This window comes from Nonomuraea sp. NPDC050786 (assembly GCF_040654115.1).
In the GTDB taxonomy this organism is placed as follows: Bacteria; Actinomycetota; Actinomycetes; order Streptosporangiales; family Streptosporangiaceae; genus Nonomuraea.
In genome coordinates this window covers 163,860-175,696 of the sequence record NZ_JBFAHJ010000009.1, presented here as the reverse complement: position 1 = coordinate 175,696, position 11,837 = coordinate 163,860, and the positions used below count along the sequence as shown (strand labels likewise).

Here is an 11,837-nt window from a genome sequence, read left to right as displayed (position 1 = left end):
CTCGAAGAAAGGGATGTGCATGGGAGTCTCTCACCGCATTCTCGCCGTCTCCGTGGCGGCGCTCTCGGTGGGCGGCGCGCTCACCGCGGCCCGCCCCGCCGGCGCCGTCACGCCCCCGTACGAGCGCCCGCTGTCGCCGGCCCTGGGCGCCCTCGATCACCGGGCGGCGGAGGTCACGGACATCAGGGAAATCCTCAACAAGAGGTCCACGCAGGTGAGCATCTACAAGGGAGAGGACAAGACCTCGATCGCGGTCGCGGCCAACGGCCGCTGGGCGGGCTCCATGTGGGTGCCCTGGGTCGGCAACGACGGTGAGATGGGCAAGAGCATCCGCATCAGCTGGGGCGGCACCGCGCGCTACTGGGTCTTCCAGGACTACTGGAATACCAGCGACCTCGTCAGATACAGCACCACGAACAGCTACCAGAACAGCGTCCCCGTGCCGGGCAGCAACACCGGCGGCGGTCGCAAGAGCCTGACCGTCCAGAGCGACGGCACGCTCGCTCTCACGAACACCGGCTGAGCCGTGTGACGCACCGCCTCGCCTGCCCTGCCGCGCGCTCGCCGGTGGGGCAGGCGCAGGTCGCGTTGCGGGATCGTGACTTGACCTGCAAGTTACATCCAGGTTTCATGTCCCACACGCAGTAAACGTTTACGGCAGTTGATCGTAAACGTTTACACTTCAGGGAAGGGACAGCCGTGGCCGACGGACCGACGATCACCACGATCGCCGAGCGCGCCGGTGTCTCGATCGCCTCCGTCTCGCGGGTGCTGAACGGCCTGCCGACCAGGCAGGAGACCGTGCGCAAGGTGATGGCCGCCGCCGACGAGCTCGGCTACGTGCGCAACGCCGTGGCCAGGTCGCTCAAGTCGCGCCGCACCCACCAGGTCGCCTTCGCCATGGCCGACGTCGGCAACCCCGCCTACCTGGCGATGCTCCGCCAGATCCAGCCCGTGCTGAAGGCCGCCGGGTACCGGCTCGTGCTGCACTCCACCGACGCCGTCGTGGCCGACGAGATCGACGTGCTGCACAGCCTGGGGGAGCGGTACGTGGACGGGCTGATCATGAGCCCGCTGCGGGTCACCGAGGCCCACCTCGAGATGCTCGCCGCCGCCAGGGCGCCCGTCGTGATCATCGGCTCGGTGCCCGAGGGCACCCGCGTGGACAACGTACGGGCGGACTCGCGGACCGGCGTCCGGCTGGCGGTCGATCACCTCTACTCGCTCGGCCGCCGCAGGATCGCCATGGTCAACGGCCCGCTGGACACCGTCCCCGGCGCCTCCCGCGGGGAGGCCTACCGTGAGGCGCTGCGGGACCTGGGCGTGCCCTACGACGAGGACCTCGTGCAGATCGGCGACTTCTACCGCGCGGAAGGGGGCCGCGCGGTGGCGGAGCTGCTCGCCAGGGTCCCCGACGTGGACGCGCTGCTGTGCGCGAACGACCTGATCGCGCTGGGCGCGCTCGACGTGCTGCGGGCCGCGGGGCGCCGGGTGCCGGACGACGTGGCGGTGGTCGGCATGGACGACACCGACCTGGCCGCCGCCTCCTGGCCCGCGCTGACCAGCGTCTCGCTCGGCTCCGCCGAGCGCGGCAAGGCCGCCGCCGAGCTGCTGCTCGAACGGCTGCAGGGCGGCGATCGCGAGCCCAGGCTGGTCACCGTCCCGCCCCGCCTCGTGATCCGCGCCTCCACCGCCGGGGAGCCGGCGGAGACGACAGACGAAAGGGAGAGAGCGTGACGGCGACCGTGACGAGACCGGCGCCGCCGCGTGGGACGCGGCGCGCCCGGCGCCGGGTCTCGCGCCAGACGCGCGAGATGTGGCTGCTCATGCTGCCGGCCCTGGTGCCGGTGGCGCTGTTCAGCGTGGGACCGCTGCTGTACGGCATCGCGCTGGCGTTCACCGACGCCCGTAACAGCCGGGTCCACGAGACGAGCTTCGTCGGCCTGGAGAACTTCGGCAGGCTCCTGACCGACGACGAGTTCTGGTCCTCGTTCAAGATCGGCGCGATCTGGAGCGTCTCCGTGACCGTGCTGCAGTTCCTGGCCGCGCTCGGCCTGGCGCTGCTGCTCAACCAGAACCTGCGCTTCAGGAGCGTGGCCAGGGTGCTGGCGGTGGTGCCGTGGGCGATGCCGCCCGTGGTCATCGGCCTGATGTGGAAGCTCGTCTACCACCCCGACGCGGGCATCCTGAACGACCTGCTGGGCACGGACGTCAACTGGCTGGCCGACTTCTCGCTCGCGCTGCCCGCGATCATCGTGGTCGGCGTCTGGACCGGCATGCCGCAGACCACGGTGGTCCTGCTGGCCGGCCTGCAGGGCGTCCCGAAGGAGCTCTACGAGGCGGGAGAGGTGGACGGCGCGACCCGCTGGCGGCGGTTCTGGAACATCACGCTGCCGCAGCTCAGGCCGGTGATCGTGGCGATCACCTCGCTCGACTTCGTGTGGAACATCAACCAGTTCGGCCTCGTCTACGTGCTCACCCAGGGCGGGCCGGGCGGGCAGACGCGGCTGCCGATGCTGTTCGCGTACGAGGAGGCGTTCAGGTACCGGATGGCCGGTTACGCCTCGATGCTCGGCCTCGCCATGGCGATCGTCGTGCTGGCCGTGCTCGGACTGTACCTGTGGCGCCAGATGAGGGAGGCCAAGTGATGAGGCGGGTCCCGCAGTACGCGGCGCTGGTCGCGTACATCGTCTTCCTGGCCTTCCCGCTGGTCTGGCTGCTGTCGACGGCGCTGAAGACGCCGCGGGAGATGGCCATGGCCGACCCCACCTGGATCCCGCGCGACCCCACGCTGGCCAACTTCGCCGACGCCTTCGGCGAGCAGGACCTGGTCGGCGCGGCGCTGCGCAGCCTGGTCGTGGCGCTGTTCAGCAGCGTGCTCACGGTGCTGGTCTCGCTGCCCGCCGCCTACGCCATGGCGCGCTACCGCGGCCTGCTCAACAAGATCGCCATCGGGTGGGTGCTGGTCAGCCAGGTGTTCCCGTTCATCCTGATCATCATCCCGCTCTTCATGATCATGCGTGACCTGGCGCTGGTGAACACGCTGCCCGGGCTCGTGCTGGTGCACGTGACGTTCACGCTGCCGTTCGCGCTGTGGATGCTGCAGGGGTACGTGCGCGCGGTGCCGCGCGAGCTGGAGGAGGCCGCGGCCGTGGACGGCGCGACCCGGCTGCGCTCGATCGCGAGCGTGGTGGCGCCGCTGCTCGCGCCCGGCGTGGTGGCCACGCTGCTGTTCTCGTTCATCTCGTCGTGGAACGAGTTCATGTTCGCGCTCGTCATCCTGCAGAACCCGGATGTCATGACGCTCCCGCTCACGCTGGTGAGGTTCACCGGCCCCGAGGGGGTGGCCAGGCTCGGCCCGCTGGCCGCGGCGTCGCTCATGGCGACGATCCCGAGCCTGATCTTCTTCGCAATCATTCAGCGGCGACTGAAGTCCGGCCTGATGGCCGGCGCCGTCAAGGGCTAGGAGGCTCATATGCGAATCAGGTCCGCTCTGGCGGCCGCGGCGATCCTGACGCTCGCCGCCGCGTGCGGCAGCGGAGGCGGCGGCGGCGAGTCGTCGTCCGCCCCGAACGAGCCGGTGAAGATCAATTTCCTCAGCCTGGCGTGGCAGAAGGAGTCCCTCGCCGCGAACAAGCAGCTCGTGGACGAGTGGAACAAGGCCAACCCGAAGATCCAGGTCACGTACGTCCAGGGCAGCTGGGACAACGTCAACGACCAGCTCGTCACCCAGTTCGCCGGCGGCACGGCGCCCGACGTCATCCACAACGACTCGCCCGCGCTGGCCGGTTTCTCCTCCGATGGCTACCTGCTCGACCTCAAGGACAAGCTGCCCGCCGAGCTCAAGAACGACATCCCGCAGGCCGCCTGGGACACCGTCACCTTCGACGACGGCAAGGGCAACCAGGGCGTGTACGGCGTGCCGTTCCTGCAGGAGTCGCAGGTCATCATCGCCAACAAGAAGCTCCTCGACGCCTCCGGTGTGCGCGTGCCGACGCCCGACAACCCCTGGACGTGGGACGAGTTCTCCGCCGCGGCCAAGAAGATGACCAAGGGCGGCAACTTCGGCGTGGCCTGGCCGATGAAGTCGCCGGTCAACAAGACGCTCAACCTGGCGCTCAACTTCGGCGGCACGTTCTTCCAGACGGCCGACGGCAAGACCACGGTCAAGGTCGGCCCCGAGGAGCGCGAGGTGCTCCAGCGCATCCATGACCAGCTCTACAAGGACAAGTCCGCCGACCCGGCCGCCCTCGGCCAGGGCACCGCCGACCCGCTGCCGGCCTTCTACAAGGGCAAGTTCGCGCTGCTGCCCGCCGGCGTGTACCTGCGCCAGCAGGTCGCCGAGCAGGCCCCGGAAGGGTTCGAGTGGGTCACGCTCCCGGCGCCGAAGGGCACGAGCGCCCAGCAGGGCGCGGTCTCGCAGACGCTCTCGATCGCGCAGGAGAGCAAGCACCCGGACGAGGCCATGAAGTTCATCGCGTTCTTCCTGAACGGCCAGAACCAGGCCAAGCTCGCCAAGGGCGACTGGCTCCTGCCGACCTCCCAGACGGCCGCCGCCGACCCGGCGATGACCACCAAGGAGAACGGCTGGGACGTGGCCACCGCCTCCGCCAAGAACCTCGTCGTGGCGCCGTTCCTCAAGGTGAACGGGTTCGACGAGTGGAAGAGCAAGGTGGCGACGCCGGTGCTGCAGGAGTACTTCGGCAATAAGATCACCATCGACCAGGCGGCCCAGAAGCTGGTCGAGGACGGCAACAAGGTGTTGGAGCGGTACCAGCGGTGAATTTCCGCGACAAGGCCCGTGGGTGTCTGCTCGGCCTCGCCGCCGGCGACGCCCTCGGGGCCCCGGCCGAGAACCTGCCGCCGTCGGAGATCCGGCGGCGGTGGGGCCGGCTCACCGAGATCGAGGGCGGGGGGACCGATGACACCGAGTACGCCATCTTCGCCGCGTCCCTGCTGGTCCGGCACGGGCACGAGCTGACGTCCACCGACGTGGCGGCCGCGTACCGGCGGGAGGTCATCCCGCGGGTCGCGGGGCCCATGCGCGGGGCCGGGTTCTCCGAGCTGGGCACCGTCGAAGCGCTTCGCCGTGGGCTGGAGCCCCCGCTGACCGGGCTGGTGCACTCGCACGGATGGTCGGACGGTCTCGCCATGCGCGCGGCCCCGTACGGGATCTTCTGTCCGGGGGATCCGGCGGAGGCGGCCCGGCTGGTGGAGCAGGACGGGCTGGTCAGCGCGTCCGGCGAGGGCATCCTGGGCGGCCGCGCGGTCGCCGCGGCGGTGGCCGCCGCCATGGGCGGCGCCTCGGCGGAGGACGCGGTGCGGGCGGCGCTGGCGGTGATCCCCGCCGACTCGTGGACGGCCCGCAACGTCGTACGCGCCTGCGCCGTCCTCGGCAACCCCGGCGCAGCCGACGCGGACGGGCTGGTCGAGGCGCTGCACGAGGCCGTGGTCGTCAAGCATTACCCCTGGACCGACGTGGCCCCCGAGGCCGTGGCGCTGGCGTTGGCGGCGGTGCTGGCGGGCGGCGGCGACGTCGAGGCGTCCGTGACGTTCGGGGTGAGCCTGGGCCGCGACGCCGACACGATCGGCGCCATCGCCGGGGCCGTCACCGGAGCCATGCGGGGAGAGCGTGGCGTGCCCGAGCGGTGGGCGGCCAGGATCGGACCCGTGACAGGCAAGTGCCTGCCCGTCGTGGCCGGAAAGCACGTGCTGGACGTCGCCGACGAACTGGCGGGAGGACTGTAGATCACCATGTCGGGGGAGAGAATCAGGGGGGCCTTCGCCGGGCTCGCCGTCGGTGACGCCGCGGGCTGGCCCGCGGCCAGGCACCGGGCGGCCCTGCACGCCCCCTGGAGCAGGCGCCTGCACAGGGAGCTGGACGCGTTCGCCGAGGAGCACCGGGTGACCACGCTGCCGGTCCCGTTCGCGCTCAACCAGCCCACCGCCCCGCTGGCCGTCGGGCCGTCCGACGACGCCGAGTGGCTGGCCTGGACGGTGCTCACGATCGACCGCCCGAGGGCCGAGGCGTTCAGGGAGCTGCTCGACGGCGAGACATCCGGCATCCGCGAGGGAGTGCGGGCGCGCATCTCGGTGGCCACCGCGCTCGACAACCTGGCCAAGGGAGTCGAGCCGCCCGCGTCCGGGCACGACAACCCGCACCACTTCGACGACGCCGCCGCCGTCAGGGCCGTGGCGTTCGGGGCGCTGGGGCGGGACCCCACCCAGGACGCCCAGGTGACGAACGCCTTCGACGGCGTCCTGGGTGCCCAGGCCATGGCCGCCGCCGTGGCCGAGGCCGTGGCGTCGGGATCGGCGGCGGCCGCGGTCGAGGCGGCGCTGGCCGTACTGCCTGAGGACACCGCCATCGGCCACAACGCCCGCCTGGCGCTGGCCGTCACGCGGGAGGCGGGCGACCCGTTCGCGGCCGTGCCCGCGCTCGACGCCGCGCTCATCGACCACGTCTACAGCTACGGCGTGGGCGCCGCGCAGACCGTGCCGGTGGCGCTGGCGCTGGCCGAGGCGGCGGGCGGCGAGCTCGTCCGCGCCGTGCCCGCGGCGGCCTGCCTGGCCGCGCTGGCCGACTCGGCGCCCGCGCTGACCGGGGCGCTGGCGGGAGCCTGCGGCGGGTATGCCGCGATCCCCGATGGGTGGATCGCGTCGGCCCGCACGCTGGCCGGTTGCTGCCTGCCTGACCTGGCGGGCCGGGATCTGATCGAACTAGCGAACAATGTCACGAGCAATCTCACGAGCAATCTCACGAGCAATCTCACGGAGGGAAACGCATGACGCCGCTTGAGGACAGGGCCACTGGCTGCGTGGCGGGGGCGGCGGTCGGTGACGCGCTGGGCGGCGCCACCGAGGGCTGGACCCCCGAGCAGATCGTCGGGAGGTACGGAGGGCGCGTCGAGGGCATCGTGCCGCCGTTCAACGAGGACTGGCGCAACGCCCGCCCCATCGCCCCGTACCACAAGGGCGACGGCCACATCACCGACGACACGTTGATGACGCACGCCCTGATCCGCGTGTACGAGAAGGTCGGCGGGCACCTGGACGCGTACGCGATGGCCGACCACCTGGTGCCGGAGCTCATGGGCGAGCGGCGGTGGATCCCCGAGCTGGAGGCCGAGGCGCTGCCCCTGCAGCGCATCTTCCTGGCCGAGAAGTGGATCGTGGCCAGGCTGCACTACGGGCACGTGGACCCGCGCGAGGCCGGTGCCGGGAACATCGTGAACTGCGGGGCGGCCATGTACGTCGCCCCCGTCGGCATCGTGAACGCCGCCGACCCCGACGCCGCCTACGCCGAGGCCATCGACCTGACCGGGGCGCACCAGTCCAGCTACGGCCGCGAGGCCGCCGGGGTCATGGCCGCCGCCGTGGCCGAGGCCATGCGCCCGGGCGCCAGCGCCGACTCCGTGGTCGCGACGTGCCTGCGGCTGGCCAAGGACGGCACCAGGGCCGCCATCGAGTCGGTCTGCGAGGCCGCCGCCGGGCTGGGGCACTGGGAGGGCTCCTTCGAGACGCTGCGCGCCGCCATGCGGCCCTACGACACCGTCGCCGACACCTACCGCGACCAGGGGCTGGGGGCGCGGCGGCCGAGCCGGACGCACAGCATCGAGGAGCTGCCGCTGGCGCTGGGCCTGCTGGTGATCGCCAAGGGCGACTACCGCGACACCGTGCTGGGCGGCGTCAACTACGGGCGCGACGCCGACTCGATCGCCTCCATGGGCGGGGCGATCGCGGGCGCGCTCGGGGGCCTCGCGGCGATCCCGTCGGAGTGGGTCGCGCAGGTGGGGGCGGCCAGCCGTACGGACCTGGTGGCTCCGGGGCTCGCCATCGCGGAGGTGGCGCGCCGGGTGCACGCCGACGACCTGGCACGGCGCCGCAGCCACGAGGCCGCCTTCGCCGCTCTGGACCGCGCATGATCCGCCTCACCTGGGTCCAGCCGGAGGACCTGATCGGGCACGAGCTCCGCCAGGCCGCCGAGGACGGCCGGGCCGCCGGCCCCGACGGCGGCCGGATACGGGCGGTCGCGGCCCGGTGGCACGCGGCCGGCGGCCACGACGCGCCCCCGCGCGCCGGCGCGTCGGAGCCGGTGGCCGCACGGCTGCGGGGGCTGGCGGAGGAACTGCTGGACGAGCTGGCCACGATCCAGTCGCCGCTGGACGAGCCCTCCGACCTGGCCGCCATCATCGCCGCCTGCCCCGCCTGGCCGGGCACACAACGGCCCGCACGCCCCAATGCCGCCGACACCGCGCCGACGCGCCCTGATGCCGCCGATACCGCACTGACGCGCTCTGATGCCGCCGGAGCTGCGCCGACGCGTCCTCATGCCACCAGCACTGCGTCGGCGGAGGCTGACCCGGCGCGTGTGCTGGGCGCGTGGCTCGGGCGGGCGGCCGGGTGCGTGCTGGGCAAGCCCGTGGAGAAGATCCCGCGGGCGGGCATCAGGGAGATCGCCGAGGCCACCGGCAACTGGCCCATCCGCGGCTGGTTCACCGCCGAGGGCCTGCCGGACGACGTGGCCCGCCGCTGGCCGTGGAACCGCCGCAGCGCGGTCAACTCGCTCGCCGAGAACATCGACGGCGTCCCCGAGGACGACGACCTCAACTACCCGCTGCTGGCCCTGTCCGTCCTCGAGCGCCACGGCCGCGGCTTCACCACCGAGGACGTGGCCAAGCTCTGGCTGGACGAGCTGCCCGCGGGCCGCACGTTCACCGCCGAGCGCGTCGCGTACCGCAACCTCCTGGACGGCGTCGAGCCGCCGGCCACGGCCACCCGCCGCAACCCGTTCAGGGAGTGGATCGGCGCCCTGATCAGGGCGGACGTGTACGGCTGGGTCAACCCGGGCGACCCGGCCACGGCCGCCGAGTACGCCTGGCGCGATGCCAGGCTCACGCACACCGCGAACGGGATCTACGGGGCGATGTTCGTGGCCGCGATGTGCGCGGCCTCGATGGTCGCCGCGGACGTGGAGGAGGTCGTACGGGCGGGCCTGTCCGTGGTGCCGGAGCGCTCGCGCCTGCACGAGGCGGTACGCCTGGCCGCCGCCGACGCCGCACGCGAGGACGACTTCGAACGCGTCATCGACCTCCTGCACGAGCGCCATGGCGACCTGCACTGGGTGCACACGGTCAACAACGCCGCCCTCATCGCCGCCACGCTCGTCCACGGCCGGGGCGACTTCACCGCCACCATCGCCGGAGCCGTCGCCGGAGGGTGGGACACCGACTCCGCCGGTGCCACGGCCGGGTCCGTCGCGGGCGCGCTCAACGCGGGCGTGCCGGACCGGTGGCGGATGCGGAACACCCTGGCCAGCAGCCTGACGGGGTTCGACGGGGTGGGGCTGGACGCGCTCGCCGCACGGACACGGGAGATGATGAGGGCATGATCTCGGTTTTCGGCAGCGCCAACATGGACCTCGTCGCATACGTCTCGCAAGCCCCCAAGCGGGGCGAGACGGTGACCGGGCACCGGTTCAGGACCGTGCCCGGCGGCAAGGGCGCCAACCAGGCCATCGCCGCCGCCCGCGCGGGCGCGCAGGTGGCCTTCCTCGGGGCGGTGGGCGACGACGGCTTCGGGGCGGAGATGCGCGCCACGCTGGTGGAGGCCGGGATCGACGTACGCGGCCTGCGCCAGGTGCCGGGGCCGAGCGGCATCGCCCACATCGTGGTGGACGACGCCGGCGGCAACTCGATCATCGTCGTCCCCGGCGCGAACGGCACCGTCACCGGCCCCTCGGGCGAGGATCTGGCCGCCATCGCCCGCTCGGAGGCGCTGCTGCTCCAGCTCGAGCTGCCCCTGGAGGCCGTCGTCGCGGCCGCCCAGGCCGCCCAGGTCTCCGGCGTGCCGGTCTTCCTCACCCCCGCCCCCGCGCGGCCGCTGCCGGACGAGCTGTTCGACGCCGTCACGACGATCGTCCCGAACGAGCACGAGGCCGCCGCCATCACCGGCGCCACCACCCCGGAGGCCGCCCTCGACGCGCTGCTGGAGCGGGTCCAGGAAGCGGTGATCACGCTCGGCTCCGAGGGCGCGCTGTACGGGTCGAGGTCGGGCGAGCGGCTGCGGGTGCCGGCCGTTAAGGTGGACGCGGTGGACACGACGGCGGCGGGCGACACGTTCGTGGGCGCGCTGGCCGTGGCGAGGTCGGAGGGGCAGGGCATGGCGGACGCCCTGGCCTTCGCGTCCACGGCGGCGGCGCTGTCGGTGCAGCGGGAGGGCGCCAGCACCTCGATGCCGACCCGGCACGAGATCGAGAACACCCTCCCGTGACGTCAATCGCGCCCTGCTGACGTCTCTTCCTCGTGCATCCATGGGAGCCTGACCGGGGCGGCGGGCCATAAGCCGGCCAGCAGATCGGGCAGCAGCCCGGCCAGCCCCGGCGGGAACACCCGCTCCCGGGTGGCGGCCAGCTCGCCGGCGCTCCACCAGCGGTTGCCGTGCCGGAAGTCCTCCGTCTCGTAGTCCTCCAGCGCGGTGGGCGCCACGGTCGCGGCCGCCACGCGGGCGAAGAAGTACGTGTGCACGGAGTAGAAGTGCCGGCCCAGGTTGGACCACGCGCCCTCGTTCACCGCCACGGGGTCGCCGAGACCGGCGGGATCCAGCACGTGGCCGGTCTCCTCCAGCGCCTCGCGGGCCGCCGCCCGCGCCGGGGTCTCTCCCGCCTCCAGCCCGCCGCCTGGCAGGTGCCAGGCCGGCTCCTTGGGCCACGGGTCCGGCGGGACGAACCGGAACAGCAGGACGCGGTCGTCGGGGGAGGCCAGGATGACGCGGGCCGTAGGGCGCCGGGTGCGGATGATCACCCCTGAACGGTAACAAGGCCGGTTTCCGGGGCAGGTGGTGACTATGACCGAGAAATACGACGAGCTGCCCGAAGCGGTGCGGGGCATCGACGGGGAGAGCGAGATCGTCGCGGAACGGTCCTGCGCCAGCACTCCGAAGTACCGCCGTCCCATTCCCGCCGATCCGCCGGAGGAGTGGGAGGAGCCCCAGCCCGAGGAGTGGGACGAGGACGAGGACGTCACCCGTCCGGACGCGGGTCCTACAGGCTGACAGGACTCTCCGGAGCGGGCCGACTGTGGGTGGATCACGCCCTCAGGAGCGGTTGCCGTGCAGGTGGGCGAGGGTCTGCTCCAGCTCCTCCTGCAGGATGTCGCCGGCCGCGTCCCCGTCGCCGCGCCGGATGGCCGACACCAGCGCCGCGTGCGTGTCGTGCCCGGGATTGCGATCGTGCGAGCGCAGCCCGAGCACCTCCACCAGATCGATCAGCCCCCCGCGCAACGCGGGCGCGAACTCCGCGAAAAGATCCGTCAGCACCGGATTGCCGGCCGCCGCCACGACCGCCCGGTGCAGGGCGATGTCCGCGTCCACGAACGCGGCGTCGTCCCCCGTCGCCGCCCCGGCCCGTGCCGCCAGCGCCGCTTCGAGCGCCGCGACGTCCTCGTCCGTACGCCGCCGCGCGGCCAGGCGGGCGGCCTGCGTCTCGACCATCATGCGCACCTCGTAGACGTCGGCGATGGCGGCCCGCCGCAGCCGGGCCGGCCAGTCCTCGGCGGGCTCCGTGGCGATCACGAACACGCCGGACCCCTGGCGGGCCTGCACCAGCCCCGCCCCCGCGAGGGCCCGCAGCGCCTCACGCACGGTCGAGCGGCCCACGCCGAGCGCCTTGGCCAGCGCGTTCTCCCCGGGCAGGCGCGTGCCCACCGGCCACTCGCCCTGCGTGATCTGCTCGCGCAGGTGCTCGGTGGCCTGCTCGACGAGCGGGCTGGGGCGGAGTGAGCCGAGCGGCATCGCATGAACCTCTCAGGTTGTCTGAGGACCTGTGTTGTGGTTAGTGT

At 72.6% G+C, this 11,837-nt stretch carries 13 protein-coding genes; 11 read left to right on the top strand and 2 right to left on the bottom strand.

All coding sequences use genetic code 11. The features are described from left to right. Positions 1-19: 19 nt before the first annotated feature. The 10 genes from AB0H84_RS19550 (at position 20) to rbsK (ending at position 10,272) form a co-directional block, all read left to right on the top strand. On the top strand, positions 20-523 hold the full coding sequence (locus tag AB0H84_RS19550; RefSeq protein ID WP_357605530.1) for a hypothetical protein: 504 nt from the start codon (positions 20-22) through the stop codon (positions 521-523). 176 nt (positions 524-699) lie between these two features. Next, on the top strand, positions 700-1,737 hold the full coding sequence (locus AB0H84_RS19545) for a LacI family DNA-binding transcriptional regulator (protein WP_357605527.1): 1,038 nt from the start codon (positions 700-702) through the stop codon (positions 1,735-1,737). After that, positions 1,734-2,648: a sugar ABC transporter permease gene (locus AB0H84_RS19540; protein WP_357605524.1), complete on the top strand. Its 915-nt coding sequence runs from the start codon at positions 1,734-1,736 to the stop codon at positions 2,646-2,648. The genes AB0H84_RS19545 and AB0H84_RS19540 overlap by 4 nt, the downstream gene beginning before the upstream one ends. Beyond that, positions 2,648-3,466, top strand: a complete 819-nt coding sequence (locus tag AB0H84_RS19535) for a carbohydrate ABC transporter permease (RefSeq protein WP_344994459.1) — start codon at positions 2,648-2,650, stop codon at positions 3,464-3,466. Before AB0H84_RS19540 ends, AB0H84_RS19535 begins: the two co-directional genes overlap by 1 nt. Positions 3,467-3,475: 9 nt before the next feature. Next, entirely contained in the window at positions 3,476-4,783 is a 1,308-nt protein-coding gene (locus AB0H84_RS19530) for a sugar ABC transporter substrate-binding protein (protein ID WP_357605521.1), read from the top strand. Beyond that, entirely contained in the window at positions 4,780-5,748 is a 969-nt protein-coding gene (locus AB0H84_RS19525) for an ADP-ribosylglycohydrolase family protein (protein ID WP_357605518.1), read from the top strand. The genes AB0H84_RS19530 and AB0H84_RS19525 overlap by 4 nt, the downstream gene beginning before the upstream one ends. Before the next feature lie 6 nt (positions 5,749-5,754). Beyond that, positions 5,755-6,789 (top strand): ADP-ribosylglycohydrolase family protein, encoded by a 1,035-nt coding sequence (locus tag AB0H84_RS19520; RefSeq protein ID WP_357605516.1) that lies wholly within the window; start codon positions 5,755-5,757, stop codon positions 6,787-6,789. Next, a complete protein-coding gene (locus AB0H84_RS19515) occupies positions 6,786-7,925 on the top strand; it encodes an ADP-ribosylglycohydrolase family protein (RefSeq protein WP_357605512.1) in 1,140 nt (379 codons plus the stop codon). Before AB0H84_RS19520 ends, AB0H84_RS19515 begins: the two co-directional genes overlap by 4 nt. Next, complete coding sequence (locus AB0H84_RS19510) at positions 7,922-9,391, top strand: ADP-ribosylglycohydrolase family protein (RefSeq protein WP_357605510.1); 1,470 nt, start codon at positions 7,922-7,924, stop codon at positions 9,389-9,391. Before AB0H84_RS19515 ends, AB0H84_RS19510 begins: the two co-directional genes overlap by 4 nt. After that, the gene (gene rbsK / locus AB0H84_RS19505) at positions 9,388-10,272 is read left to right on the top strand and encodes a ribokinase (protein ID WP_357605507.1); all 885 of its coding nucleotides are present in this window, start codon (positions 9,388-9,390) and stop codon (positions 10,270-10,272) included. Before AB0H84_RS19510 ends, rbsK begins: the two co-directional genes overlap by 4 nt. A gap of 2 nt (positions 10,273-10,274) precedes the next feature. Here rbsK and AB0H84_RS19500 read toward each other — a convergent pair whose 3' ends face one another. Next, the gene (locus tag AB0H84_RS19500) at positions 10,275-10,802 is read right to left on the bottom strand and encodes an NUDIX domain-containing protein (protein WP_357605505.1); all 528 of its coding nucleotides are present in this window, start codon (positions 10,800-10,802) and stop codon (positions 10,275-10,277) included. A gap of 43 nt (positions 10,803-10,845) precedes the next feature. On the opposite strand from AB0H84_RS19500, the gene AB0H84_RS19495 reads away from it, so the two are divergent. After that, a complete protein-coding gene (locus tag AB0H84_RS19495; RefSeq protein WP_357605502.1) occupies positions 10,846-11,052 on the top strand; it encodes a hypothetical protein in 207 nt (68 codons plus the stop codon). A gap of 42 nt (positions 11,053-11,094) precedes the next feature. Here the strand turns inward: AB0H84_RS19495 and AB0H84_RS19490 are convergent, their stop codons facing one another. Continuing rightward, complete coding sequence (locus AB0H84_RS19490) at positions 11,095-11,790, bottom strand: FCD domain-containing protein (protein ID WP_357605500.1); 696 nt, start codon at positions 11,788-11,790, stop codon at positions 11,095-11,097. Between the last annotated feature and the right edge of the window lie 47 nt (positions 11,791-11,837).

Coding starts and splice junctions, on each gene's coding strand:
- AB0H84_RS19550 (WP_357605530.1), top strand. CDS start 20: ATGGGAGTCTCTCACCGCATTCTCGCCGTCTCCGTGGCGGCGCTCTCG.
- AB0H84_RS19535 (WP_344994459.1), top strand. CDS start 2,648: ATGAGGCGGGTCCCGCAGTACGCGGCGCTGGTCGCGTACATCGTCTTC.
- AB0H84_RS19530 (WP_357605521.1), top strand. CDS start 3,476: ATGCGAATCAGGTCCGCTCTGGCGGCCGCGGCGATCCTGACGCTCGCC.
- AB0H84_RS19520 (WP_357605516.1), top strand. CDS start 5,755: ATGTCGGGGGAGAGAATCAGGGGGGCCTTCGCCGGGCTCGCCGTCGGT.
- AB0H84_RS19515 (WP_357605512.1), top strand. CDS start 6,786: ATGACGCCGCTTGAGGACAGGGCCACTGGCTGCGTGGCGGGGGCGGCG.
- AB0H84_RS19510 (WP_357605510.1), top strand. CDS start 7,922: ATGATCCGCCTCACCTGGGTCCAGCCGGAGGACCTGATCGGGCACGAG.
- rbsK (WP_357605507.1), top strand. CDS start 9,388: ATGATCTCGGTTTTCGGCAGCGCCAACATGGACCTCGTCGCATACGTC.
- AB0H84_RS19495 (WP_357605502.1), top strand. CDS start 10,846: ATGACCGAGAAATACGACGAGCTGCCCGAAGCGGTGCGGGGCATCGAC.
- AB0H84_RS19490 (WP_357605500.1), bottom strand. CDS start 11,790: ATGCCGCTCGGCTCACTCCGCCCCAGCCCGCTCGTCGAGCAGGCCACC.